Source organism: Methylomonas sp. BW4-1, from assembly GCF_052474385.1.
Map to the genome: position 1 here is coordinate 838,184 of NZ_CP184125.1, position 22,502 is coordinate 860,685.

General features: G+C 55.8%; 21 protein-coding genes. 3 read left to right on the plus strand and 18 right to left on the minus strand.

Going from position 1 to position 22,502, the window contains the following annotated elements:
- Window positions 1-406 precede the first annotated feature (406 nt).
- From ACH5Y9_RS03720 to ACH5Y9_RS03800, 17 genes are all read right to left on the minus strand, one after another.
- Window positions 407-691 (minus strand): hypothetical protein, encoded by a 285-nt coding sequence (locus tag ACH5Y9_RS03720; protein ID WP_445368567.1) that lies wholly within the window; start codon window positions 689-691, stop codon window positions 407-409.
- A 149-nt stretch (window positions 692-840) separates the two neighbouring features.
- Window positions 841-1,332 (minus strand): hypothetical protein, encoded by a 492-nt coding sequence (locus tag ACH5Y9_RS03725; RefSeq protein WP_445368568.1) that lies wholly within the window; start codon window positions 1,330-1,332, stop codon window positions 841-843.
- 73 nt (window positions 1,333-1,405) lie between these two features.
- Window positions 1,406-2,323, minus strand: coding sequence for a DUF5677 domain-containing protein (locus tag ACH5Y9_RS03730; protein WP_445368569.1), 918 nt, complete (start codon window positions 2,321-2,323; stop codon window positions 1,406-1,408).
- A 480-nt stretch (window positions 2,324-2,803) separates the two neighbouring features.
- Window positions 2,804-3,619 carry a heme ABC transporter ATP-binding protein gene (locus ACH5Y9_RS03735; RefSeq protein WP_445368570.1) on the minus strand — a complete coding sequence of 272 codons (816 nt, stop codon included), beginning with the start codon at window positions 3,617-3,619 and terminating at the stop codon, window positions 2,804-2,806.
- Between the two features lies 1 nt (window position 3,620).
- Window positions 3,621-4,715, minus strand: a complete 1,095-nt coding sequence (locus tag ACH5Y9_RS03740; RefSeq protein WP_445368571.1) for a FecCD family ABC transporter permease — start codon at window positions 4,713-4,715, stop codon at window positions 3,621-3,623.
- On the minus strand, window positions 4,712-5,614 hold the full coding sequence (locus ACH5Y9_RS03745) for a heme/hemin ABC transporter substrate-binding protein (RefSeq protein WP_445368572.1): 903 nt from the start codon (window positions 5,612-5,614) through the stop codon (window positions 4,712-4,714). Before ACH5Y9_RS03745 ends, ACH5Y9_RS03740 begins: the two co-directional genes overlap by 4 nt.
- Window positions 5,615-5,716: 102 nt before the next feature.
- Window positions 5,717-6,262, minus strand: coding sequence for a HugZ family pyridoxamine 5'-phosphate oxidase (locus ACH5Y9_RS03750; protein ID WP_445368573.1), 546 nt, complete (start codon window positions 6,260-6,262; stop codon window positions 5,717-5,719).
- Between the two features lie 69 nt (window positions 6,263-6,331).
- A complete protein-coding gene (locus ACH5Y9_RS03755) occupies window positions 6,332-7,333 on the minus strand; it encodes a ChuX/HutX family heme-like substrate-binding protein (RefSeq protein ID WP_445368574.1) in 1,002 nt (333 codons plus the stop codon).
- A gap of 122 nt (window positions 7,334-7,455) precedes the next feature.
- Window positions 7,456-8,187, minus strand: a complete 732-nt coding sequence (locus ACH5Y9_RS03760; RefSeq protein ID WP_445368575.1) for a VPLPA-CTERM sorting domain-containing protein — start codon at window positions 8,185-8,187, stop codon at window positions 7,456-7,458.
- A gap of 149 nt (window positions 8,188-8,336) precedes the next feature.
- Window positions 8,337-8,579 carry a hypothetical protein gene (locus ACH5Y9_RS03765; RefSeq protein ID WP_445368576.1) on the minus strand — a complete coding sequence of 81 codons (243 nt, stop codon included), beginning with the start codon at window positions 8,577-8,579 and terminating at the stop codon, window positions 8,337-8,339.
- A gap of 14 nt (window positions 8,580-8,593) precedes the next feature.
- A complete protein-coding gene (locus tag ACH5Y9_RS03770; RefSeq protein WP_445368577.1) occupies window positions 8,594-10,921 on the minus strand; it encodes a TonB-dependent hemoglobin/transferrin/lactoferrin family receptor in 2,328 nt (775 codons plus the stop codon).
- Window positions 10,922-11,395: 474 nt separating this feature from the next.
- A complete protein-coding gene (locus tag ACH5Y9_RS03775) occupies window positions 11,396-11,818 on the minus strand; it encodes an ExbD/TolR family protein (protein ID WP_445368578.1) in 423 nt (140 codons plus the stop codon).
- Entirely contained in the window at window positions 11,818-12,558 is a 741-nt protein-coding gene (locus ACH5Y9_RS03780) for a MotA/TolQ/ExbB proton channel family protein (protein ID WP_445368579.1), read from the minus strand. Before ACH5Y9_RS03780 ends, ACH5Y9_RS03775 begins: the two co-directional genes overlap by 1 nt.
- A gap of 3 nt (window positions 12,559-12,561) precedes the next feature.
- On the minus strand, window positions 12,562-13,347 hold the full coding sequence (locus tag ACH5Y9_RS03785) for an energy transducer TonB (RefSeq protein ID WP_445368580.1): 786 nt from the start codon (window positions 13,345-13,347) through the stop codon (window positions 12,562-12,564).
- Window positions 13,348-13,429: 82 nt separating this feature from the next.
- Window positions 13,430-13,621, minus strand: a complete 192-nt coding sequence (gene hemP / locus ACH5Y9_RS03790) for a hemin uptake protein HemP (RefSeq protein WP_101055259.1) — start codon at window positions 13,619-13,621, stop codon at window positions 13,430-13,432.
- Window positions 13,622-13,658: 37 nt separating this feature from the next.
- Window positions 13,659-13,940: a hypothetical protein gene (locus ACH5Y9_RS03795; RefSeq protein ID WP_240618122.1), complete on the minus strand. Its 282-nt coding sequence runs from the start codon at window positions 13,938-13,940 to the stop codon at window positions 13,659-13,661.
- A gap of 320 nt (window positions 13,941-14,260) precedes the next feature.
- On the minus strand, window positions 14,261-15,136 hold the full coding sequence (locus ACH5Y9_RS03800; protein WP_445368581.1) for a LysR substrate-binding domain-containing protein: 876 nt from the start codon (window positions 15,134-15,136) through the stop codon (window positions 14,261-14,263).
- Between the two features lie 283 nt (window positions 15,137-15,419).
- Here ACH5Y9_RS03800 and katG point away from each other — a divergent pair, with 283 nt between their 5' ends.
- The gene (katG, locus tag ACH5Y9_RS03805) at window positions 15,420-17,642 is read left to right on the plus strand and encodes a catalase/peroxidase HPI (RefSeq protein WP_445368582.1); all 2,223 of its coding nucleotides are present in this window, start codon (window positions 15,420-15,422) and stop codon (window positions 17,640-17,642) included.
- 313 nt (window positions 17,643-17,955) lie between these two features.
- On the opposite strand, the gene ACH5Y9_RS03810 is transcribed toward katG, so the two are convergent.
- The gene (locus ACH5Y9_RS03810; protein WP_445368583.1) at window positions 17,956-18,606 is read right to left on the minus strand and encodes a DUF2076 domain-containing protein; all 651 of its coding nucleotides are present in this window, start codon (window positions 18,604-18,606) and stop codon (window positions 17,956-17,958) included.
- A gap of 548 nt (window positions 18,607-19,154) precedes the next feature.
- Between ACH5Y9_RS03810 and ACH5Y9_RS03815 the strand changes: the two genes are divergently transcribed.
- Together ACH5Y9_RS03815 and ACH5Y9_RS03820 are read left to right on the plus strand one after the other, a co-directional pair.
- Entirely contained in the window at window positions 19,155-21,740 is a 2,586-nt protein-coding gene (locus ACH5Y9_RS03815; RefSeq protein ID WP_445368584.1) for an EAL domain-containing protein, read from the plus strand.
- A gap of 118 nt (window positions 21,741-21,858) precedes the next feature.
- Complete coding sequence (locus ACH5Y9_RS03820) at window positions 21,859-22,488, plus strand: biliverdin-producing heme oxygenase (protein WP_445368585.1); 630 nt, start codon at window positions 21,859-21,861, stop codon at window positions 22,486-22,488.
- Window positions 22,489-22,502 lie beyond the last annotated feature (14 nt).

Genomic DNA, 22,502 nt, shown 5'->3' on the forward strand with positions numbered 1-22,502 from the left:
ACCAATCTTGTATTTGCCCGTCTCGAACGGTCTATCGAAGCCGAGCAGATTTAAACATTCGTCCCAGGCACTTAATCGACAATGTCGGCTAGCAAGCCTGGGATTACGCGGCCACCCGATTAACGTTCTGCGCGGGTGGGCCGTGAATTAGGCATGGTCGATCGCGCTGATCGCCTGCGGCTTGCGCTTTAACTTCGACGGTTGGCAGCGTCGTGTCGCTGCCGGTTTCGGCGGGTATGCGCCGGGCCTGCTGTGAAAAGATAGGAGGTTCGCGGCTAGCGGTGAGGTAACGAACCGCAAGGAGTAAATTCTACCGTTTCGCGAACGGTGCGGTTCGCAAGCTCACCGGCAGCCGAAGCCAGCGCATGTTGCGAGCAGAGGGTGGGTGGGCAAAATTGCCCACCATTCAAATCCGCGATTGTGTTTTCCATTTTGAATCCACAATCCTGTGGATTGCTGCTTTCGTTTCCCCATTTGCTAGTATTGAGCCATGCACTTCCTCACCAGCCATCGAGAAAACTTCAACTTTCTCAAGAATAATATTTTTTATATTGCTCTCTTCATATACATCTTCGGGGTTGTAATACTCGAACCCCTTGAGGATTTTTCCTTCATAAGCCCATACCACCCGCTGTAGTTCCGGGCCTCTACCATCGTGGTGAAACTCATTTTCTAATATTGGTTCAATCATTTTTCTTTAAGGCCTATTATGGAAGTGAGGAACTATCGGGGCGCGTAGTAAAGTGCGCCGTTTCGCCAGCGGTGCGTTTCGCAAGCTCACCGGCAGCATACGCCAGCGCATGTTGCGAGCAGAGGTAGGGTGGGCAAATTGCCCACCGTTCAAAGCCGCGTGGGCACAAAAAGCCGTGCCCACCCTACGGGACTGCCTAGCTTAGCGAAACACGGATTGTGCGGATTCCACCATTGTTCGTCATGTTGCGCTCGCGCTTCCTTATCCGTAACCACCAGATCAAGCGGTATTTCAATTTGGTTTTCGGAGAATCGAAGGACCAAGTTCCAATGATGGCCGGCATCATTGAAGCCACGAACGGTTTCGTAGATTTCAAAGTACTTTGGAGAAAAGCCCTTCTTTGCCTTTAGCACATTGCTTTGACTTGGTGTTAACGCAAAGACGTAGGGAGTGTAAACGTTCATAGTTTTGAAGTTCTTGAGCTGGCAAGTTCGATAACGATCAATGACGCTTTTCTGTGCTTCCGTGAGATCGAATACTAGAACTGCACCAGGGTAGCGCCCGTCACGCAAAGGCAAGCCGTCGGCCCATGCAACCGTAGTAATGAGCAATGTAGCAAGCAACAGATACGCGATTTTCATGATGCCCAATGCCGCAAATAACCGGAGCCAAAAGGAGCGCAGCGACTGTAGGCGTCCGAGTTAATTTGCATTGTTATATTCCATCGACGACAACATTGACCCATCCTTTTGGCAATATGCATTTTTTTAATGACTCTGTAATCTCAGCATGATGCTTGTCAATTATCTCTCTGGCCAGCTTTGACTGTTGCTGTACAGTCGCAAAGCCGTAGAAATTGCCAAGTGATTCAATTGCGCCAAGGAAATACTGCACACCCCATAAGACTATAAAAACACTAAAAGCATGCTTTAAATGTTTTGATTTAATTTCCAGACTTTCATCTTCGCTCAAAGAGTATAGAAGGCTATTAACTAAATCTTCTTGGTTCTGGTGCGATTGTCCGCACATTGCGCGATACACAGTCCGATATTCGACTTCTCTACCCAACTCTTTAAACATTTTATCCACAGACGCAGATTGCGGCTTTTCCGGCCATCTTCCTCCGGCTTCTTCTATAAAATATTTACAGACTTGCTTTGATTTTTCTTCGATTTCATTTTTTTCTTGGATTAAGCGATTGTGCGGATGTATTTCAAAGTCGCTGACGGCAGATTGCCACTTATCATTCTTCCATTTTTGTCCAAAGTAATAGCTGGCTAAATAATGCGCTAGTTTTTCCTCTGAATCCCCTTTGAGCAGAAATTGTATTGTCAGAGACGATTCGGTAAGAGTTCGCGATAAAACTTCTGAATCTTGCAAATGACCGGTAGTAAGCAATGTAACCATGCCACCGAAAGTGTTTGATGCTCTATTGAGCATATTAATAAAAAAACCATCAAACGGGTTGTTCCGTTCAGCAAATTGCTTTGAGCTTAAGCATTCAATAAAGAGCAGAAAAGGTGCGTATACCTCAGTTACAACAATTTCCAAGTTCTCCGGTAACGCTTCAGCATCAATATTGTTGTTCTTGCAAAATATCTTAGCTATTGTATCCTTGGCTTCGTTTTTCATGCACTTAACTCTACTTTTGGAATATAACTAATTATTAAGCGGTTTCCGTATATCACCAAGCTAATACTCATTCTTGCAATAACTGATTGGTTAGCATCAAATTTTCCTGTCTGTATACCCTTCGACAATCAAAACTAGCAACAGGTAACGGAGCAATCGGCGTCATTGAATCACTTGATCGACCGATTGCAACTGGGCTTGTGTTTGCTGCCAGTTTATTCGATTTTACTCCCAACAACGCCATCGCCAAGCAGGAAAAACTGTGGCATTGAATCGTAAGGTGCCGCCTTCCCTGGCGGCTTTTGTTAACGCATTCCTCCGAACACGCTAAACCGCGTATTCCGGGTAATCGAGTGCCTGCCACGTGGCTCCGGCCCTATTGATCAAGGGTATTCCGTTTAAGCTGAGCTCGGCTAAGCCCAGGCGGTGTGCCCTTCGACAGGCTCAGGGCGAACGGTATTTGAAGGCCCGGTTAATAACTCATTGCTCCTGAACGCCCGGTGCCACCTGCCGCCGCGGAATCACCAACGGCGCATCCTGGATTTGCGGATGACTACCGATACTGACCGGGTAAGCGAACACTTGCCGGATCAGCTCGCTGTTCAGGGTTTGCGCCGGCGTGCCGATGGCGGCCAGCCGGCCTTGGTGCAGCAGGGCGATGCGGTCGGCGTACAGCGCGGCCAGGTTAAGATCGTGCAAGACCGCCAGGACGCCGGCCTGTTGTTCGTCGGCAAAGCGGCGGGCGATGGCCAGCACCGCGTGCTGGTGGGCCAGATCCAGCGCCGAGGTGGGTTCGTCCAGCAACAAATAGCGGTGCAACGGGTCTTGGGGTTCCCAAATTTGCGCCAGCACCCGCGCCAGTTGCACCCGTTGGCGTTCGCCGCCGGACAGCGTGGTGTAGATGCGTTCGGCCAGATGGCCGGTATCGGTCATCGCCAGCGCGTGTTCGGCGATGGCCCGGTTTCGCGCGGCGCTGTGGGTTTTGCGTTGCGGGCTGCGGCCCATCAAGGCCACGTCGCGCACCGTGAAGCGGAATGCCAGCCCGGAACTTTGCGGCAACACGCCGCGCAGCAACGCGGCCTGTTGCGGCGGCCATTCCACCAGCGGCCGGCCGTTCATCGTCACCTGGCCGGCGAAAGGCGCCAGCTCGCCGCTGATGGCCCGCAACAGACTGGATTTGCCGGCGCCGTTCGGGCCGGCCACGGCCAGTACTTCGCCAGGCCGCAGCTCCAGCGTCACGCCGTCCAGCAAGGTTTTCGCGCCGGCGCGCAGGCTTAGATCGATGGCTTGCAGCATGTCAATGGCCCATCAATTTTTGCCGGAACAGCAGCCACAGAAAAAACGGACTGCCCAGCAGGCCGGTGACGATGCCGATCGGGATTTCGGCCGGTTCCGCCAAACTGCGGGCCAGGTAATCGGCGTAGATCAACAATAAGGCGCCGAGCAGCGCCGACGCTGGCAATAGCCAGCGGTGGTCCGGCCCTAGGGCCAGCCGCAATAGATGCGGCACCACCAGACCGATGAAGCCGATCACGCCGGACAAGGCCACCGCCGCGCCGACGCCGAGCGCAACCAAGGCCACCACGCCGGTTTTGATGCGTTCGACCGAAAAGCCCAGATGGCCGGCTTCGGCTTCGCCGAGCAACAAGGCGTTCAAGGCATCGGCCAGCCACGGCAACAGCAACAGATTGGCCAGTAAAAACGGCGCGCAGATGGCGACGCCGTCCCAGCCGGCACCGTTCAGGCTGCCCAGACTCCAGAAGGTCAAGCTGCGCAACTGGTCGTCGTCGGCCAGATACACTAGCAAGCCGGTGGCCGAGCCGGCCAGCGCGTTGATGGCGATGCCGGACAACAATAGCGAGGCCACGTCCAGGCGCTCGCCGCTGTCGGCCAGCCGGTACACCAGCCAACTGACCACAAAACCGCCGGCGATGGCCGCGACCGGCAATAAATAGGCGCCGAATGCGTCGGCCACGGCGCCGAACAGGCTGTCGCGCAAGACGATGACCGCCACCGCGGCCAGCGCCGCGCCGCTGGAAACGCCGATCAAGGCTGGATCGGCCAGCGGATTGCGGAACAAGCCCTGCATCGCCGCGCCGGATGCGGCCAAGGCGCCGCCGACCAATAAACCCAACACCAGGCGCGGCGCGCGAATCGCCAGCAGCACCGCTTGCTGGTCGGCGCCGAATGGCCAGGGCAGGGCGATACCGAAGCGGTCGGCGATGATGGCGGCGGCCTGACCGGCCGAGATGGCGACCGCACCGCTGCCCAGCGAGGCCAAGGCGGCGACGGCCAGCAGCAATGCCAGCAGCCAGCACAGGCCGGCGCGGCTCAAGCTCGGTTTTAGCCGAAGACGCGGTCCGGCCGTCGCCATCGCGGCATGGACGGTCATCGGCCTGCCCCTGAGTCGGCGGCAACTGCCGGTTCGCCGTGCAGCCGTTTGGCCAGTTCCAGCACCGCCTGACCGCTGTGTAAGCCAAAGCCGAGCAAGGCCAGGGTATCGACGATAAAGACTTTACGTTGCCGGCCGGCTGCGGTGTGGGCGATGCCGGGTTGCCGGTAGAACGCCTCCAGACCGCCGATGGCGTTGGCGGCGACGTCGGTCAACAAAATCACGTCCGGCGCGGCGGCGACCATCGCTTCGGTACTGATGGGTTTGTTGCCTTGCAGTTCGCCGGCGGCGTTGGCGGCGCCGGCCAGCGTTAACACCGCGTCGGCGGCGGTGCCGCGGCCGGACGCCAGCGGCGCGCCGTGGGCCACCGCCATCAAAAACAGCACCTTGGGCTGTTCACGGCTTTGCGCGCGCCATTGCGCCAACCGCTCGAAGTCGGCTTGCACCTGGCCGGCCAGTGCCCGGCCTTGCTCAGGCTTATCCAGCAAGGCGGCGATAGTGCCGATTTTGGCGGCAATGCCGGCGGCGGAATAGTCTTCGGCCAGCGTTTGAATTTGCACGCCGGCCGCGCGCAATTGCTCCAGCACCGCCGGCGGGCCGGCGTGGGCGCTGGCCAGCACCAGATCCGGGTTTAGCGACAACACGCCTTCGGCCGACAGCGTGCGCATGTAGCCGACTTGCGGCAGCGCCTGGGCGGAGGCCGGCGTCAGGCTGGTGCTGTCGACGCCGACCAGACGCTCGGCGCCGCCCAGGGCGTAGATGATTTCGGTCAGCGCGCCGCCGACCGAGACGATGCGGCTCGGACCGGCGGCATGGGCCGGCGCGGTCACCGAAAGCCAGAGGAGCGCAACGGATGCGGCTCTGACAAGTTTACGGATTAGGGATGTGGTCTGTTTCATGTTCGGGTTTTAGATGATCTCTACAAATCAAAAGTCGGCGCGAGTCGCGACCAAGCGCTTCCTACCGAATGCCTAGCCTCTGCGCATTCCCTGGTTTTGCAATTAAGCCGGGGCATCGGCTTCCGCTTCGGCTTTCCGCTGTTTATGCCCGACGTCATTGACGTGACGGATTTGCCCCAAATCGTTGCCTTCTATCGAAAATGCCTTGGCAAAGCCTTGCACGAAGCTGCCGCGTTGCGGCCGTATCCGGAACAGATGAAAGTCCTGCATGTTTTGTAACTGTTTCATGAACGCGCCGAATTTTTCCTCGAATAAGCCCATGATGTAGGCGAAAGCTTCGGACTCGCGGTCGATTTCGCCGGCCGAGCAGTGATAGGTAACCCGTTGCCGGGCGAACAAATGCGCGGCTTTGTCTTCGTCCTCGACGAATAACAGGCAAACCCGGCCGTTGTGCAATAGGTTTTGGGTGTGCGCCGACAGTTCGCTGACATACACGTAATAATGACCGTCGTGCCTCACGTAGGCGGCGTAACTGGCTTCGGGCTCCCCGGAAGCGCTGACCGTGGCCATTAGCGCGGAGGAAAATGTTTGCGGCAGCGCGGTATAGGCTGCTCTTACTTGTTCGAGATCAATGGTTTTCTGGTTCATGCGGGTTTCCTGATGTGGCGTTATCGATAAAACGTATCGGTTTATGGGGTTGGGTAGCGATGCAATAGGCTAGGAACCTCCAGCAAGCGCCGAGGCTAGGAGCAAGTCGCGCCAAAAACCGTTTTCGCCGTTGGTGTCGTCGTAACCGCCGAAGACGGAGGCGATGGTCTGCTGGTTTTGGCCGCGTACCAACAGGCCGGTTAAAGCGTGTTGCCGGTACCTCAGTTGGACGATGTCCGCGCCGGCCACGGCCATTTCGTTGAGGTGCAGATTAAAACGCTGATCCAGGATATTGAACCAGGGTCCGGTAATCTTCAGGTTTTGAATAGGGCCGTCGTGCAGTTGCATGGCGCCGGGATTGCCGACCAGCACTTGTATCGGCAACATCAGTTCCGCCAGTTGCTGCATGAGCGCGCGTAGCGCCGGCATGCTGATCCGGCCGGTGACGGCAGCCTCGGAAGTGTCGGCCAGTAGCAGGCGTCGCCAGGATTCCGGCAACTCCGCGCATTGTTTAAGGTCGCCAAGCGGCGGATTAGGGCCATGCGCGGGCAATACCGGATTGGGCGACTGATCGTCGGCCCGAAAGATGTCGACCAAGCGCCGGTAAAGGCCGGCATCGGCATGTTCGGTCAGATAGATTTTGTGCACGGCCTCGCCGCTTGTGTCGAAAAATTGAAGGCTGTGGCGCGTACCGCGATGCGATTCCTCGGTCACGGCGAAACCCGAATGCCAAATACTGATGGATAGACATAATGCGATATGGTGTCCGTCTATCAGAATGGCGTCGCCGCAAGGGCGTATATCCTCGTAGAGCCCGGTGCTTTCATGTACCGCGAAAGCGTTGCGGGTCAAGGCCATCACCGGCCCCAGTGTGCCGACCGCGCTCAGCAGCGCGGGCCAGTGTGCCCGCAATCGGATGACGCGGTTGCCGCAGTCGGTTGCCAGCAGTTCGGCTTCGCTGACGCCCAACGTCGCCGCGGCATCGCGAATCCGCATATGCGGGTGATCGGCGAGCAGGTCTTGCCACGCTTGTTTCAAAGTGTCCGCAATCGATAAGGGTTGTTTAGTCATGGAATTTGCCATTACGCTGAGCTCCGTTAAGCGAATGCGCTGTTTGTTTCCAAGGCAGCGCACGTTAGGGACTTTGCAGCCGGGCCGCACGGCCCGGCTGCAAAGCGTTTACAGGTAAGTGCTTATGCCGCCAGGCCTTTTTTACGATTTAAACCCAGCAAGCCCATGAAGCCGGCGCCGAACAGCCATACTGCCGCGGGCAGCGGCACGCTGGTTACGGGAGCGGCGGCGGGACCGATGTCGATAGCGACTTGACCCAAACTCAAGCTATGTTCGGCGCTGCCAAACGAGAACAAATAATTGCTAGCCGGTCCGGATAAATCCCAATAAGCCAGGTATTGCACCAGCTCGACCGGGCCGAATGAGCTTTCGTAGTTGCCATCGTAGAAAGTTTGCGTCGTAAAGGTAGGCGCTACGCCATTCAGTAACAGGCTGGTGTAGTCCATTTGCACGCCCCAGGTTTCGAATTGCAAAGCTGCTCTTAAGGGTTGGTTATTGGTAGTCCCGCTCAGCGAGGCCGTGAAATTTTCGACGACGCTGAAGCTGTACAAATTGCCAGATCCGGCCGCGAATGTGCCGGCGTTCCAGCCGATATTGGCGTCGGTGGTGCCGGCGCTGCCCACATCCGGCGCTGCGGTGCGGATGCCGGGATAAGAGTCATCCACAAAGCTGTCCCATTCCGCATACAGCGTACCGGCATCGCCCCGGTTCCAGTTGCCCCAACTGGCTTCGCTTGGGGTGTCGAAGCCGTAGCCGGTGGCGTAAGGGTCGGGGCCATTGGTCAAGTCAGCCGAAGCGCTGCCGGAAACGGCTAACAGGCCGGCGATTAAGGTCAGTTTTTGTGCAGTTTTCATGGTTGATTTCCTATGTAAATAAATTGACGCATCTCTTCACCGCGAAGACGATCCGTTGCTTTGATCTAAAATAGCGTCCGCCGCTTCGGCCCCATGCCGGCTATCCGCGCTGACCCATGGCCTTTGCGGTGGCGGAGATTTAAAACTCATTACGGCTCGCGGCATTCCGGAAGTGCGTTGCCATCGCGATTGCCGTTCGGCGTGCCTTGCACCTGAAAGTCCAGCACGTAGCGGTACTGTTTGCCGCAATGGATGATCACTTCCTTTTGCCCGCGTTTTAACAAGCGCATTTCCATCCGCAATTCCCCGAAACCCTCGTGTTCCAGCAATTCGTCGAACAGCGTTTCCAGTTTTTTCCGGGCCTCTTTCTTGGCCCTGTAGCCCTTGGTCATCAGATTGTTCTCCGTCAAAAAGCCAGTTTTACCGTGACGCCGAGATTGCGTCCGGGACGCGAATAGCGGTCGGCCCAGTAGCGGGCGTCGGCGAAATTGCCCAGCGTGGTATGCGGATCGCCGGCGCGGGTGTTGATGTCTTCCCAGTCGATGTATTTCTTATCCAGCAAGTTGAATACCCCGACATTGAACGAGAGATGCTTGCTGGCGTTGTAGTAGGCATTGAAATCGATGACGCCGTAGCCGCTGGGCAGAAATAGGGCGTCAGCTGGCGCGGGATTGGCTTGTTTGGCGCCGACCAAGGTCAGGTTCAATTCCGTGCCCCAGTCGCCGCTGGGTTGGTCGTAGCGCAGGCCGACGACGGCTTTCATCGGGCTGATTTGTCTTAGGGCGTCGTCGTCATTGCGTTGGGTTTTAAGATTCATGCCTTCAGTAAAGGCACCGCTGAACAGCAGGCTGGCGCCCTGTAAATAGGGATTTAGCCAGTCCAGATAAAACCGGCTTTTGATTTCGATACCCTGAATGCGGATCGGGTCAGGGCTATTGATGTTTTGATAGGTGGTAAAACCCAACGGCGGACAGGCCGCGGTCGCCGGGTTGCAAATCACCGCGTTGTAGATGAAGTGGTCGTAATCGTTACGAAACAGGCTTATGCCGAAACTCCCAGCCGAACCCTGGCCGCGCAAACCCACTTCGGCACCGACGCTGGTTTCCGGCTGAATGTTGTAATTGGGCAGGTTGGTGTATCCGCCGGTGATATTGGTAAAACCGAGATTGCTCTCGCTGAAGTTCGGGCCGCGAAAGCCATGCGCATACTGGCCGTGCACCGTGAATATCTCGTTGAGATGCAGTAAGGCGCCAAATCTGGGTAAAAAGGCGTTGGCGTCGATGATGATCGGTATTACCGGATTGGCGCCTTCCGCAACCGCTGCCGCAGAGGCTTTATCGAACAAATAATCGGGTTTGGGCAGCAAGCGGAAATATTCCCAACGGCCGCCGGGGATCAGCTCGATGCGTTTATCAAACAGGCCAATACTATCCTCAAGATAAGCGCCTGCCTTGGTTACCGTTGATAAGGGAAAATCCCGTACCGGAAACTCGTCCGGCGTCACGGTCTTGCTGATCCGGCCTTTGGGACAAATGTTATTGGGCCGTCCGGTGCGCGGGTTAACCGAGCCGCTGACGCAGGTGTAGCTGCCGTCGCGTTGTTGGGCTATGCTGTTTTTACTGATCTGGCCGCCGTATTTCAGCGCGTGCGCGGTCTCGCCTAAAACAAAGTCCTTTCCCAGTTGCAGTTCGCCGCCGAAATCGTCGTTGGCAAAATCGAAAATCCGCTCGGTGAGTGTGTTGCCGTCCACGTTGGCGGTGCGATCTTGCAAAGTGACTTGCCCGGTAGCGGATTTTTGCGTGTAAAACTTCCAGAGCACAGCGTCGAATAGCGGTGTATCCAGATGCTTCAGGGTGTGATCCAGTGTCAGTCGCCAGCGCGATTGGGTATCGGTGGTGAGCATGCTGTTGACGTTGCGTAGGCTGATGTCGGCACCGCGCAGATACAAAGCGTCGATATCGGCTCGACTGTCCAGCCATTCGCCGGTCAGGCGCAACACATTGTCGTCGTTAAAGCGATACAGCAGTTTGGCCAGCAGATTGTAGCTGCCGTTTTCTTGCGGACTGGGCGTGGTGCGGCGGCCGTCGGCGAAATCCGCCGTGCCCTTGTTATCGGTCTCGTTACTTTGATTGTGGGTGAATAGCGCCATGCTTTCCCAGCCGCCCCAGGCACCCGCCAAGATTGCGGTTTGCACGAAACCGTTGTCGGTAGTGTTGTAATTCAGTTTCAGTCCGGTGTAGTAATCCTTGCCGAATACGTTCAAGTAATCGCGCGGGTCCTTGGTGACGAAGTTGACGGTACCGCCCATGGCGTCGCCGCCGTAATAAGCCGAGCCCGAGCCGCGGACGATTTCCACGGCTTTTAAAGCGTCCATGTCCACCGCATTGCGGTTGGCGCTCGCAAACGAACCGATGCGAAAGGCTTCCGGCAGGCGCACGCCGTCGATCTGCATCAACACCCGGTTGCCGCCCAGTCCGCGAATGGTAAAGCCGCTGGCCCCGAAGCGTTGCGGGTCGTTGCCGACATTGACGCCGGGTTCGTAGCGGATCAAATCCTTGATGTTGCGCACCATGCGCTGTTCGATGGTTGCGGCGTCTATGGTCGATTCGGTGCCGGGAACGGTTTTTGCAGGCGGATGGGCGATTTTGGCTTTTACCGTGACGGGGGCTAGTTCCACATCCTCGGTTTCATCGATATTGTCTGATGCAGCAGCGTCGGCGGCCTTGGCGGTCATCGCGCTCAGCAGCAATAGGGTGCAAATTGTCCGGCCGGCTAACGGACAGAAACGGCTGAATTTCGAAGCGTTAACACCGGGGCGTCGGCCGGTCTGATCACGCCGCGCGCAAACACAGTAGTCCGCGCGGGGCATGGTCAACCAAGGTCGAGCGCTTAAAGATAAAGGCATAGCGATTCCAACAGGCAGTGCAGTCTCAAATGCTGGCTGCCTGGCGCGAATGGCTAGGTGGCTGTTTTGTTTGGTTTTGTAATCGCGGTTGAAGCCGCTTTTACGGATAGGGTTCTTAAATTTAACGGGCTATTTACGGCCGGATTCGGGGTGTCTGACGGCTAGGTCTCCCGCGCTTTGTTCGTCATTACAAATCGGCAATCCTTGCCTTGCCTACGTCAGACACCCCGAAACCGGCCGATATTTTTCCCGAGTTTGGTTTTGGCTTGCCGCTGTCGGCGGCAACACCAAGACTTGCTTACATCATTTTTTTTCAGGCTCGGAAACGAAACCGATTTTACTTACTCCGGCCTTGGCGGCGTCGGCCAGGGTTTCGGCGACGAAGTGGTAAGGCACGTTTTGATCGGCGCGGATATGCAGTTCCGGCTGCTGCGGTGATTGGGCTATGTCCGCCAGGCGTTGATTCAAGACTGCGCGGTCGATTTGTTCCTGGTTCCAGAACAATTTCCCCTCGCCATCTACCGACAGCGCCACCGGGTCGTCGCTAGGTTGTTGCGGCACGCTGCTGGCCTTGGGCAGATCGATTTTCACCGCATGCGTCATCAGCGGGGCGGTGATCATGAAGATCACCAGCAGTACCAGCATTACGTCGATTAACGGGATCATGTTGATTTCGGCGACGGTGTGGCCGCCGGCCTTGTTTTGATCGAAGCCGCCGAATGCCATTAGTGTTCTCCAGTGACGTAGGCCATTTCAACGCCGGCAATAGCGGCGGCTGGCGCGCTGGCGATGGTGGCGCCGGTGGTCAGGAACGCAAACAAATCGTGGGCGAAGCCGTCCAAGCGGGCCAGCAACAAGCGATTGCTGCGCACGCAATCGTTATAAGCCAGTACCGCCGGTATCGCCACCGCCAAGCCTAAGCCGGTCATGATCAACGCTTCGCCGACCGGGCCGGCGATTTGATCCAAACCGCCCAGTCCGCCTTGGCCGATGTTGACCAGGGCGTGGTAAACCCCCCAGACAGTGCCGAACAAGCCGATGAAGGGTGCGGTGCTGGCGATGGAGGCCAGCGCGGTCAAACCCCATTCCAATTGCGCGGTTTCCTCGTCGATGACGCGGCGCATTGAGCGGGTCAGGAACTCGGCGGTCGAGCCGGACTGTTGTAAACCATGGCTGCCGTGGCGGGCATGATGTTGCGAGGCGGCCAGCGCGTGCCGGGTCAGGTTCGAAAATGGGTCTGCCTGGGCGCCGCCCGCCAGATGTCCGGCGACATCGGCGAGCGTGTCGCTGGCCCAGAACTTCTGTAAAAACAGCTCGGCACGGCGGCGGACTTGAATGCCATTCCAGGCTTTGACCACAATGAAATACCAGCTGGCGACCGACATGATCAGCAGCAAACTAAACAGGAAGGCGCCGACACTGTCGGTTTGCGCCAGGAAATGGTCGAGACTTTGATTGAGTGCCATGATTTATCCTTCGAGAGAGAATGAAACGGGAACCACGACCCAGGCGGAAACCACCTGTTCGCCGCGGCGGGCGGGGACGAAACGCCATTTTTGGACGGTTTCCTGGGCGGCTTGGTCGAGGCGTTCGTAGCCGCTGGATTTACGTAGCGTGACTTGTTCGACCGCACCGTCGGTATTGACCAGTACCCGCAGCAATACCTTGCCTTGTTCGCCGAGTTGCCGCGATGCGCTAGGATAGGCCGGGGCCGGGTTGTTCAAATAATCGGCGTTCAGGTTGGGCAAGGTCATCGGCGCCGAGGCGGCCTCGCTGGTGCTGGTAGAACTGGGTGCCGGAGCAGGCGCCGCCGCAGCGGCCGTTGGTGTAGGTTCGGCGCGCGGTGGTTCCGGCGTTGGCTCTGGCGCGGCGATTGCCGTCGGCGCACTGCCGGCGGTCGACAATAGGTTCGGCTTTTTAACCGGTTTGGGCGGCGTTTTCGGTTTGCTGACGGCTTTTTCAACCGGTTGCTGGGCTTGCTGCACCGGCGGTTTGGCGGGGGCTTGCTGAGTTTGTGCGTCGCCGATCCACTGCACCATGATGGGTTGCGGCGGGGTGACGGGCTGCGGTTTCTCGCTGTTCGGCATCAGGCCAAACCAGGCTAAATGCAGGCCGAGCGCGATGAACAAGCCCAGGCCGCGTTCGTTATATTCGGCTTTTTGGATTGTGGCTATCGATTTATATGGCCCTTCGCTGGCTACGAGGCGCATGGGGGCCAGGCAGGCAAGCTGGCGGAAACTGGCGGTCGGTAACATACAGGCCTCTCGATTAACTGAGCTGAAAACGATTGGCTGGCTACCCTGGGGTTGGCTGGCTGGTGTTGTCGGGTGTTACGGTTTATTTGGTCAAAATTAATTTGCCGTTACTGGTAATACGCAGGCGGTACTCGTCGCCTTGATGTTCGATGACAATTTCGTTTTGGGTGCCGAACAATAAACGGCTATTCACCCGCTGCCTGGCTGGCGGTATTTCCGGCGGCGTGTCGGCGGTTGACGGGCTAAGTCGCACTGGGTTAGACGGATTTTTCATAGGACTAAAAATGATGACGAATAAATGCCAAACCCGCTCAATGCGCCGTTGCCGGCTGCTGGCGAGCCGCTTTTCGCTCTAATAACAGGTTGGTAACGGTTTGCCAGTGTTCCAGCAATTGCAGGTACATATCGCGGCTGGAAGCACTATGTGCCAGTTCCGGGTGGCTTAGCAGGCGCCCCAATTGCTGCACGATGAGATGTGCCAGCTTGGGGTTGTGATGGCCGTTGATGAATTGGGTCATTAACACGCAGGTCGCGGCATGAATTTGCGCCACATCGCGGCTTCTCGGCGCGCCGATAGAGTTGTCTTCAAACATGATGACCTCGGGTTGCATAAGTTATAAGTTAAATTGCCGCACACTGGATAACTTAGGAGGCTGTGCAGGTGCGGCAATGACAGCACGAGAGATGACTGTCGGATACAAATGATAATGATTATCATCTATATGTCAAGCAAAAGTATTTTGCTGTGGGTGGTTTGGGAATTTGTCGGGAAGCAATTGGCAGGGCCAACGGGGTGGGGAAGACGATAGAGGTGTTTTGTTTGTGGTAAATGATTTGAGAATATGACTGCAAATGGCAGCGGAAGTCGCCATCCTTGGTCAGGCTGATAGCGTGGCTTCGGCTTTTTGCAGCTTTAGGGCAGCGGTTTGTAAGCCAGTAGTCCGGCCAGCGTTTCCAGGAGTTCGCTACGGGGATGATTTTTGATCCAGACCAGCGCGATTTGCCGGCTGGGCCGCTGGCGTATGGTGATATAACGAATGTCATGATCGTCCGGCTGCACAGCGACCGAAGGCATCAACGTCACGCCGACGCCGTTTTTGACCATGAAACGCAAGGTTTCCAGGCTGGATGCCCGGAAGTCGTGCTCCACAAAGCGCGACGGATGGCATAATTTTAGTGCCTGATCCCGCAAACAATGGCCCTCGTCCAGCAACAGCAGATTTTCTTTGGCCACCGTGTTCAGGTCAATTTCTGCCTGCTCGGCAAGAGGATGATCGGCGCACACCGCCAGGGTGAAAGGGTCTTCGAACAAGGTCCGCGATTCCAAACTCGCCTGTTCGACAGGTAAGGCCAGCAAGGCAGCATCCAGCTTTTTGTCGAGCAGTAAGGCGACGAGTGCGTTGGTTTTTTCCTCGACCAGTTGGAGTTTCAGCTCGGGGTAATGCTGCTTGATGCGAAAGACGTATTCCGGTAACACGTAGCTTGCCAGTGAAGGAAAAGCCCCCAACGACAACATGTTGCGGTGCCGATCGCTGGCGTGGGCGGCGATTTGGCGAATGGAGCGGGCATCGTCAAGTATACGGAGGGCGAGCGGTAAAATTTCCCGGCAAGTGTCGGTGGTTTCCACCGCATTTTTTTCGCGCAGGAATAAATCCACGCCTAAATAATCCTCAAGTTTCTTGATCTGCGTGCTCAACGTCGGCTGGCTAATCGAACAATGCTCAGCCGCTTGGCTGAAGTTTTTCAATTCCGCTACGGCCACCAGGTAGCTTAAATCCCGCAAGTTCATAGACTGTTATCCGCTGTTGAGTTAAGTATTCCGAAAGCGCACCCGGACCGGAATCATACCAGCTCGGAAGCCCCTATTATTGACTTGGCCTATCGGTCCATCGAAGAAATCAATTTCAGTTTGCGGGCAATCTCTATTTGAATATGTCCACCGAACCCGTTTTCTGAAGGGATAGGGTGCCGTTACAACTAAATGCCGCTACAGTTAATCCCGTGCGGTCTTTAAAACGAAAAAACAACGGCTGGTTTTTATCTTAAATCACAACAAGGAACAGAGGTGCACCATGACAAGCAAACAAATTTTCCTGGCATCCACATTGGCGCTAGCCATATCAGCAGCGTTGACCGCCACACCGGTGCAGGCCGAGCCGGAACCGACCATGAACAGCTTCTGGTGGCCGGAGCAACTGAATCTGCAACCGTTGCGCCAGAACGCCGCCGAATCCAACCCCTTGGGCAAAGCCTTCAATTATGCCGAGCAATTCAAAACCCTGGACTTGAAAGCCGGGAAAGCAGACATCGCCGGCGTGCTACATACCTCACAACCCTGGTGGCCGGCGGATTACGGCAACTACGGGCCGTTTTTCATTCGCATGGCCTGGCATAGTGCCGGCGTATATCGCATCTTCGACGGTCGCGGCGGCGCGTCCGGCGGTCAACAACGCTTTGAGCCGCTAAACAGCTGGCCGGACAACGTCAATCTGGACAAAGCCCGCCGCCTATTGTGGCCGGTCAAACAAAAGTACGGCGCCAAACTATCCTGGGCTGACCTGATGGTGCTGGCAGGTAATGTGGCCTTGGAAGATATGGGCTTCAAAACCCTGGGTTTTGCCGGTGGCCGCGCCGATGATTGGGAGGCCGAAGTGGTCAATTGGGGCACGGAAAAGAAATTTCTGGCCGACGAGCGTCACGACGGCAAAGGTGAGCTGGCGAAACCCTTGGCAGCGGTGCAAATGGGTCTGATCTATGTCAACCCGGAAGGACCTGGCGGCAATCCGGACCCCTTGGCCGCCGCCAAACATATCCGCGAAGCCTTCGGCCGGATGGCGATGAACGACGAGGAAACCGTGGCGCTGATCGCCGGCGGCCATACCTTCGGCAAGGCGCACGGTGCGCATAAACCCGACGAATGCGTGGGCAAAGAGCCGGCCGCTGCTGGCATCGAGGAGCAAGGTTTGGGCTGGGCGAATAAATGCGGTGCCGGCAACGGCGTCGATACCGTCAGTAGCGGCCTGGAAGGCGCTTGGTCGACCAACCCTACGCGGTGGACTCACGACTATTTGACCTGGCTATACACTTTCGATTGGCAGCAAACCAAGAGCCCGGCCGGTGCGACGCAATGGATACCTAAAGATGGCAAGGGCGATAATTTTGTGCCGGATGCGCACGACCAGAGCAAACGCCATCCGCCGATCATGTTTACTACCGATATTGCTTTGAAAATGGACCCGGATTACCAAAAAATTTCCAAACGCTTTTTGGATAATCCAAAAGAATTCGAGGCGGCCTTCGCCAAGGCCTGGTTCAAGCTGACCCACCGCGACATGGGGCCCAAAGCCCGCTATATCGGTTCGGAAGTACCGGCCGAAGACTTCGTCTGGCAGGACCCTATTCCCAAAGTTGATCACAAATTGATTGACGCCAAGGATGCCGGCAAATTGAAATCAGCCATCTTGGCCGCAGATCTGACGATTCCCGAGTTGGTCAAAACCGCCTGGGCGTCCGCAGTCACGTTCCGTGGCACCGATATGCGCGGCGGCGCCAATGGCGCGCGGATTCGGTTAGCACCGCAAAAAGACTGGGAGGTCAATGATCCCGCAGAGCTGGCCAAAGTGCTGGCAAAACTGGAAGCGGTGCAAACCGAATTCAACCGTTCCTTGAAAGGCGGTAAAAAAGTGTCGCTGGCCGATGTGATCGTGCTGGGCGGTTCGGCAGCGGTGGAGGAGGCGGCCAAAAAAGCCGGTTATAAGGTGCAAGTGCCGTTCAAACCGGGGCGGATGGATGCGGCGCAAGAGCAAACCGACGTCAATTCCGTCGCGGTGCTGGAGCCCAAAGCTGACGGTTTCCGAAATTACTTTGGCAAAGATAATGCGCATTCTCCGGCGGAAATGCTGGTCGAGCGCGCGAATTTTCTGACCTTGAGCGTGCCGGAAATGACGGTGCTGGTGGGCGGCATGCGGGCTTTGGATGCGAACGCCGGCCAGGCCAAACACGGGGTGTTCACCAGTCGTCCGGGCACGCTCAGTAACGATTTCTTCGTTAATCTGCTCGATATGTCCACGAAATGGACCAAGTCAGCTAGCGAAGGCATTTACGAAGGACGGGACCGGGCCAGCGATCAAGTTAAATGGACTGCTACACCAGTGGATTTGATCTTCGGTTCCCACTCCGAGCTACGGGCTGTGGCGGAAGTCTATGCCTCGGCAGACGGCAAGGAAAAGGTCGTGCAGGATTTTGCCAATGCCTGGGCCAAAGTGATGGATTTGGATCGATTCGATAAACGCTGAGCTTGGCTTGCAAGGTACCCAATTTGGCCGAAACTGGGTCAAGTTGGCTGCCTTGCGCAAAAAATGCCTTTCATCGTCAACTTATTAACTCGGTCCTAGTTGTCACGGGTATGCTGTTTGGGCTGAGCCCGTCAAAGCAGTGGCTGCTGTGTTCTTCGATGGGGGGAACGGTTTTCTGCGCCGGGTTATTACCAGGCTGGTGGCAAGCCGCAAACACCTCAACTTGTGCCAAGTAGTGTCAGGATTCCTCACAGGGAAAAGTCAAAAAAAGGGCAGTGCAAAGACTGCCCAAAGAGGGAGAACTCAAGGTGAATCAAATCCAGTCGGAATCGTCGCTGTCGTCCGGCACGCTGTAGTCTGCGTCGCTAAGTGAAAAATCGTCACTATTATCCAAGTTGGCTTGCTGGATGGCATCGTCGCCGTAATAGTTGTTAACTACTGTTTGTTCCTGCAAGCCGCTGTGTTCGCCCATTGCTTGCTGGCCCCAGGCGCTGGAGCCGTGATGACCCATTAGACTTTCGATGCCTTGGAACAAAAACGAACCGGCGACGACGCCCGCTGCCGTGGTTGCGACATTACCTAAAAAACTACCGCCACCACCACCACCGAAGAAGCCGGGCGCTTGCGCGGGAGCGGCGCCGCGCGGCATTTGATAATTACCGGCACCGGGCACCGCTCCGCTATTGTTGGCAGGTTGAGCCCACGGATCGTTGCCCAGGAACCCTCCACGTTGTGGGCTTGCACCGGCTTGCAATTGATTTTGCAACTCGGCGATTTGTGCTTTAGCCGCAGTCAAAGCTTGATCCTGCAACAAGGCGCGTTGCACCAGCAGATAAGCGGCATCGGGTCGTTTGGCCACCGCATCTCTAATCAACGATTCGGCCTCGGCGTCTTTTTGGGCGAGCTTTACTTCGTTCAGTTGATTCAGAAACTGGCTGAGCTGGTTGCGTTCCTGTGAATTCATTCAATAACTCCTATCGTGAAGATATAACCCGGCTAAACGCCGGCATGGGCAAAGACTGCAAAATCGCTGCAAAGTTTCTTTAACAGTTGGGTGTGGTTTAGGAAGTTTCAATAGTCCGGGTGAAATAGTTGATGGCGTAAATTGCTTCTTTCTAGCAGCAAAGGGCAACGTATTCAATCACTGCCGGTCCTGTTCCAACGGCGCGATAGACTATGCTTCGGCGCCTGGTGCTGCAATTGCTGCTTTATCTTTGGCATTGCAAATTTCGGAATATGGGTTCTCGCACTTTCCGGGAAAGGGTCGGGGGTAGGGCATCATAAAACCAAAATTGTAAGGGCAGTGGCTAGGTCGCGGTTAAAGCAGCCAGCCAAAAACAGCATTGCCTGTTAGTCCGGTTAGCGTACAATCCAGAGTGCTTCGCTAGTCGTTTCAAACCCATTTCAGTCGTTAGTTAGTAGCCGGCCGCTAAATCATACGTGATCAGTAACCCGAACAAACAAGCAGCAATTCAAGCGGCACAGCTTCGGCAACTGTTTGCAGCAAGCAATGTGTCATTGATCAGCAGTACGCTACTGGCGGCTATTCTGGCTTATATGCAGCGTGACATGATTGCGGCTCATGTGGTGCTCAGTTGGTTGACGCTGATCGTGTTGGTGGCGGTTTCCCGCACTTTGCTGGTCAAGGCTTATCGGTCCGCCGCGCCGGAAGTGGGCGAAAGCACTCGGTTCTGGATGAAAAGGTTTCGGATTGGGGTGCTGGCCGTGGGCTTGGTGTGGGGAGCGGCCGGTTTTCTGATGTTCCCGGCCAACAGTTCGCAACATCAGCTCTTTTTGGTTTTCATGCTGGCAGGCTTGTCTGCCGGCGGCGTGGTGGCTTTTTCCGCCGATCTGCTTAGTGCGGTGCTATTTTCTTTGAGCTCGCTACTGCCCATCATTGTCCGCTTGTTCATGTCCGGCAATGGGTTGTTTGTGGCGATGAGCGTGGCAGGGTTTTTATACCTGTGCTTCATGGTGATCAGCTTGCGTCGTATCAATCGAAGCATCACCGAGAATATTGTCTTGCATCTCGACGCCGCGGAAAGAGAAGAGGCCATGCGTATCAGCGAGCAGCGCTATCGCTTGTTGCTGAAACATTCGCCCATCGGAATTTTTCATTACGACACCGACCTGATCGTCACTTATTGCAACGAACCGTTTGCCGCTATTTTGCAGAATACCGTCGATAACGTGGTCGGATTGGATATTAAGGGTTTTAACGACGGTTTACTACTTGCCGCTTTGCATCAGGCGTTGAACGGTGAAAAGGTAAGTTATGAAGGCAATTTCAGGCCGGCGCCGGATGCCGCCGGCATAGTGATAGACATGAGCTGCGCACCGTCCCGCGACGGCGCCGGCAAGATTGTTGGCGGTATTGCGATTATTCGGGACATCAGCGAGCGTAAACAGGCGGAAGAAATGCTGCGTATCAGCGCCATCGCCTTCGAATCGCAGGCGGCGATGATCGTCACCTCCCCGGACGCGATAATCCTGCGGGTGAATCGAGCTTTTACCGCGCTGACCGGCTACGAAGCCCAAGAAGTAATGGGGCAAACGCCGCAGATGCTCAACTCAGGTCGGCACGACAAGGGGTTTTTTACCGCCATGTGGACTTCATTACAGGAAACCGGCCACTGGCAAGGTGAAATCTGGAATCGGCATAAGAATGGCCTGATTGTTGCGCAATGGCTGACCATTGCCGCCGTAGTCGCGCCCGATGGCCGCATTACCCATTACGTCGGTACATTTTCGGATATTACCGAGAATAAGGACGCGGTGGCGGAAATCCACCGATTGGCCTATTACGACCCTTTAACCCATTTGCCTAACCGGCGTTTGCTGCAAGACCGCTTGGGCCAGGAGTTGGTTGCCGGCGCCCGCAACGGCTTGTATGGCGCCATCCTGTTCTTGGACCTGGATAACTTCAAGATGCTTAACGACACGCGCGGCCATGAGGCCGGTGACCAATTATTGATAGAGGTGGCGCGGCGTTTACGTACTAGCGTGCGCGAATGCGACATCGTCGGCCGTCTGGGTGGGGATGAGTTTTTGGTGTTGCTCTCAGATTTGAGCGCCGATGTCGAGCTTGCCGCCATGCAAACCAAGCAAGTCGGCGAAAAATTGCTGGATGCGTTGGCTCATCCTTATGACATAAACGGCTATGAGTTCCATTGTTCGGCCAGTATCGGCATTCGCTTGTACCGTGATCACGAGCTTGCGGAGGAGCTACTCCGGCACGCCGATCTTGCTATGTATCAAGCCAAAATGGCCGGGCGTAATACTGTGCGTTTCTTCGACCCGAGCATGCAGGCATTGGCCACGGCTCGCGCCGATTTGGAAAAAGATTTGCGCCTTGCGCTGTCTCAAAATCAGTTCAAGCTGTATTTTCAAGCGCAGATCTACCGAAACCACCAAGTAGTGGGCGCCGAGGCGCTGTTGCGTTGGCAGCATCCGCAACGCGGCTTGGTGTCGCCGTTGGAGTTTATTGCCTTGGCGGAAAAAACCAGTTTGATTTTGCCGATTGGCCAATGCGTGTTGGAAGCCGCTTGCACGCAACTGAAGCAGTGGGAGCAGAATGCGCGTTCGCGGCAGTTTCGGCTAGCCGTTAATGTCAGTGCGCGCCAGTTTAGAGCGGCAGATTTTGTCGAGCAGGTGCGGCGGACGCTGGATAGCCATGGCGTTAACCCGGACTTGCTGGAACTGGAACTGACCGAAAGTCTGGTCCTTGAGAATATCAACGACACCATCTCTAAAATGCACGCGCTCCGAGAGATGGGCGTGCGCTTTTCGTTGGACGACTTTGGGACCGGATACTCGTCGTTTTCCTATCTGACGCAGTTGCCGTTCGACCAGTTAAAAATAGACCGCTCCTTTGTGCATAACATCGGTATCAAAACCAGCGATGCGGTGATCGTACAAACCATCATCGGCATGGCCCACAATCTGGGGATAGAAGTCATTGCCGAAGGCGTCGAAACCGAAGCGCAGCGCTTGTTTCTGGAACAGCACGGCTGTCACGCCTGTCAGGGATTTTTGTTCAGCAAGCCGGTGCCGATAGACGAGTTTATGGCCTGGAGTCGGCGTTTGCCCAAGTGCTAACCCAGCCTGTCAATGTAGCCGCGCCGGCTATCAGGCATGCACCTGGCCTTTCGCGGAATTGTTGGTATATTCTTGTTTACTGCCGTTTTTTTCTAAATTGGGTTTGCCGGGGCTCCGAATGAAATCGTCCGATACACATCCGCACAATTCCCGGCAGGCAGTCCGCGAGGCGTTAAAAGGCGCAAGCAATGACTATCACAACCGCTTAAATCAGCACAGTTTGCTGCTTGGAATCACCCAACCAGACTATTCGCTGGCTAAATACCGAAAGCTACTGTCCGCTTACTACCATCTCTATCAGGCTTTGGAACAGCGGTTAATTGCCTTTCAGTCTTCTCAAGACTGTCAATTCGACTATTCTCAACGCCTTAAGCTGCCTTGGATTTGCCGCGATTTGGCGTTTTTGGGGATAGACCCGCTTAAGGAATGCAACATGGCGCAAAACCTGTCGGCACCGCAGGTAGCCAGCATGGGTGAATATACCGGGGTTTTATACGTGATAGAGGGATCGATGTTGGGTGGACAGCTTATTTCGCGTAGCCTTGAGGCCTACCACGGTTTAAATGGCGAAGCCGGCGCTTGCTTTTTCTGCGGTTATGGTCAGAACACCGGGCCTATGTGGCAAGATTTTCTGCGGTTTGCGGAAAACCTAGCCGGTGACGATGACCAGCGTTCGGCTGCCGAGCACGCAGCCTGCCAAACTTTTCAATTTTTTATTCAAGTACTGGATGATTATGCCTATTCGTAAATTACACGTTCTCC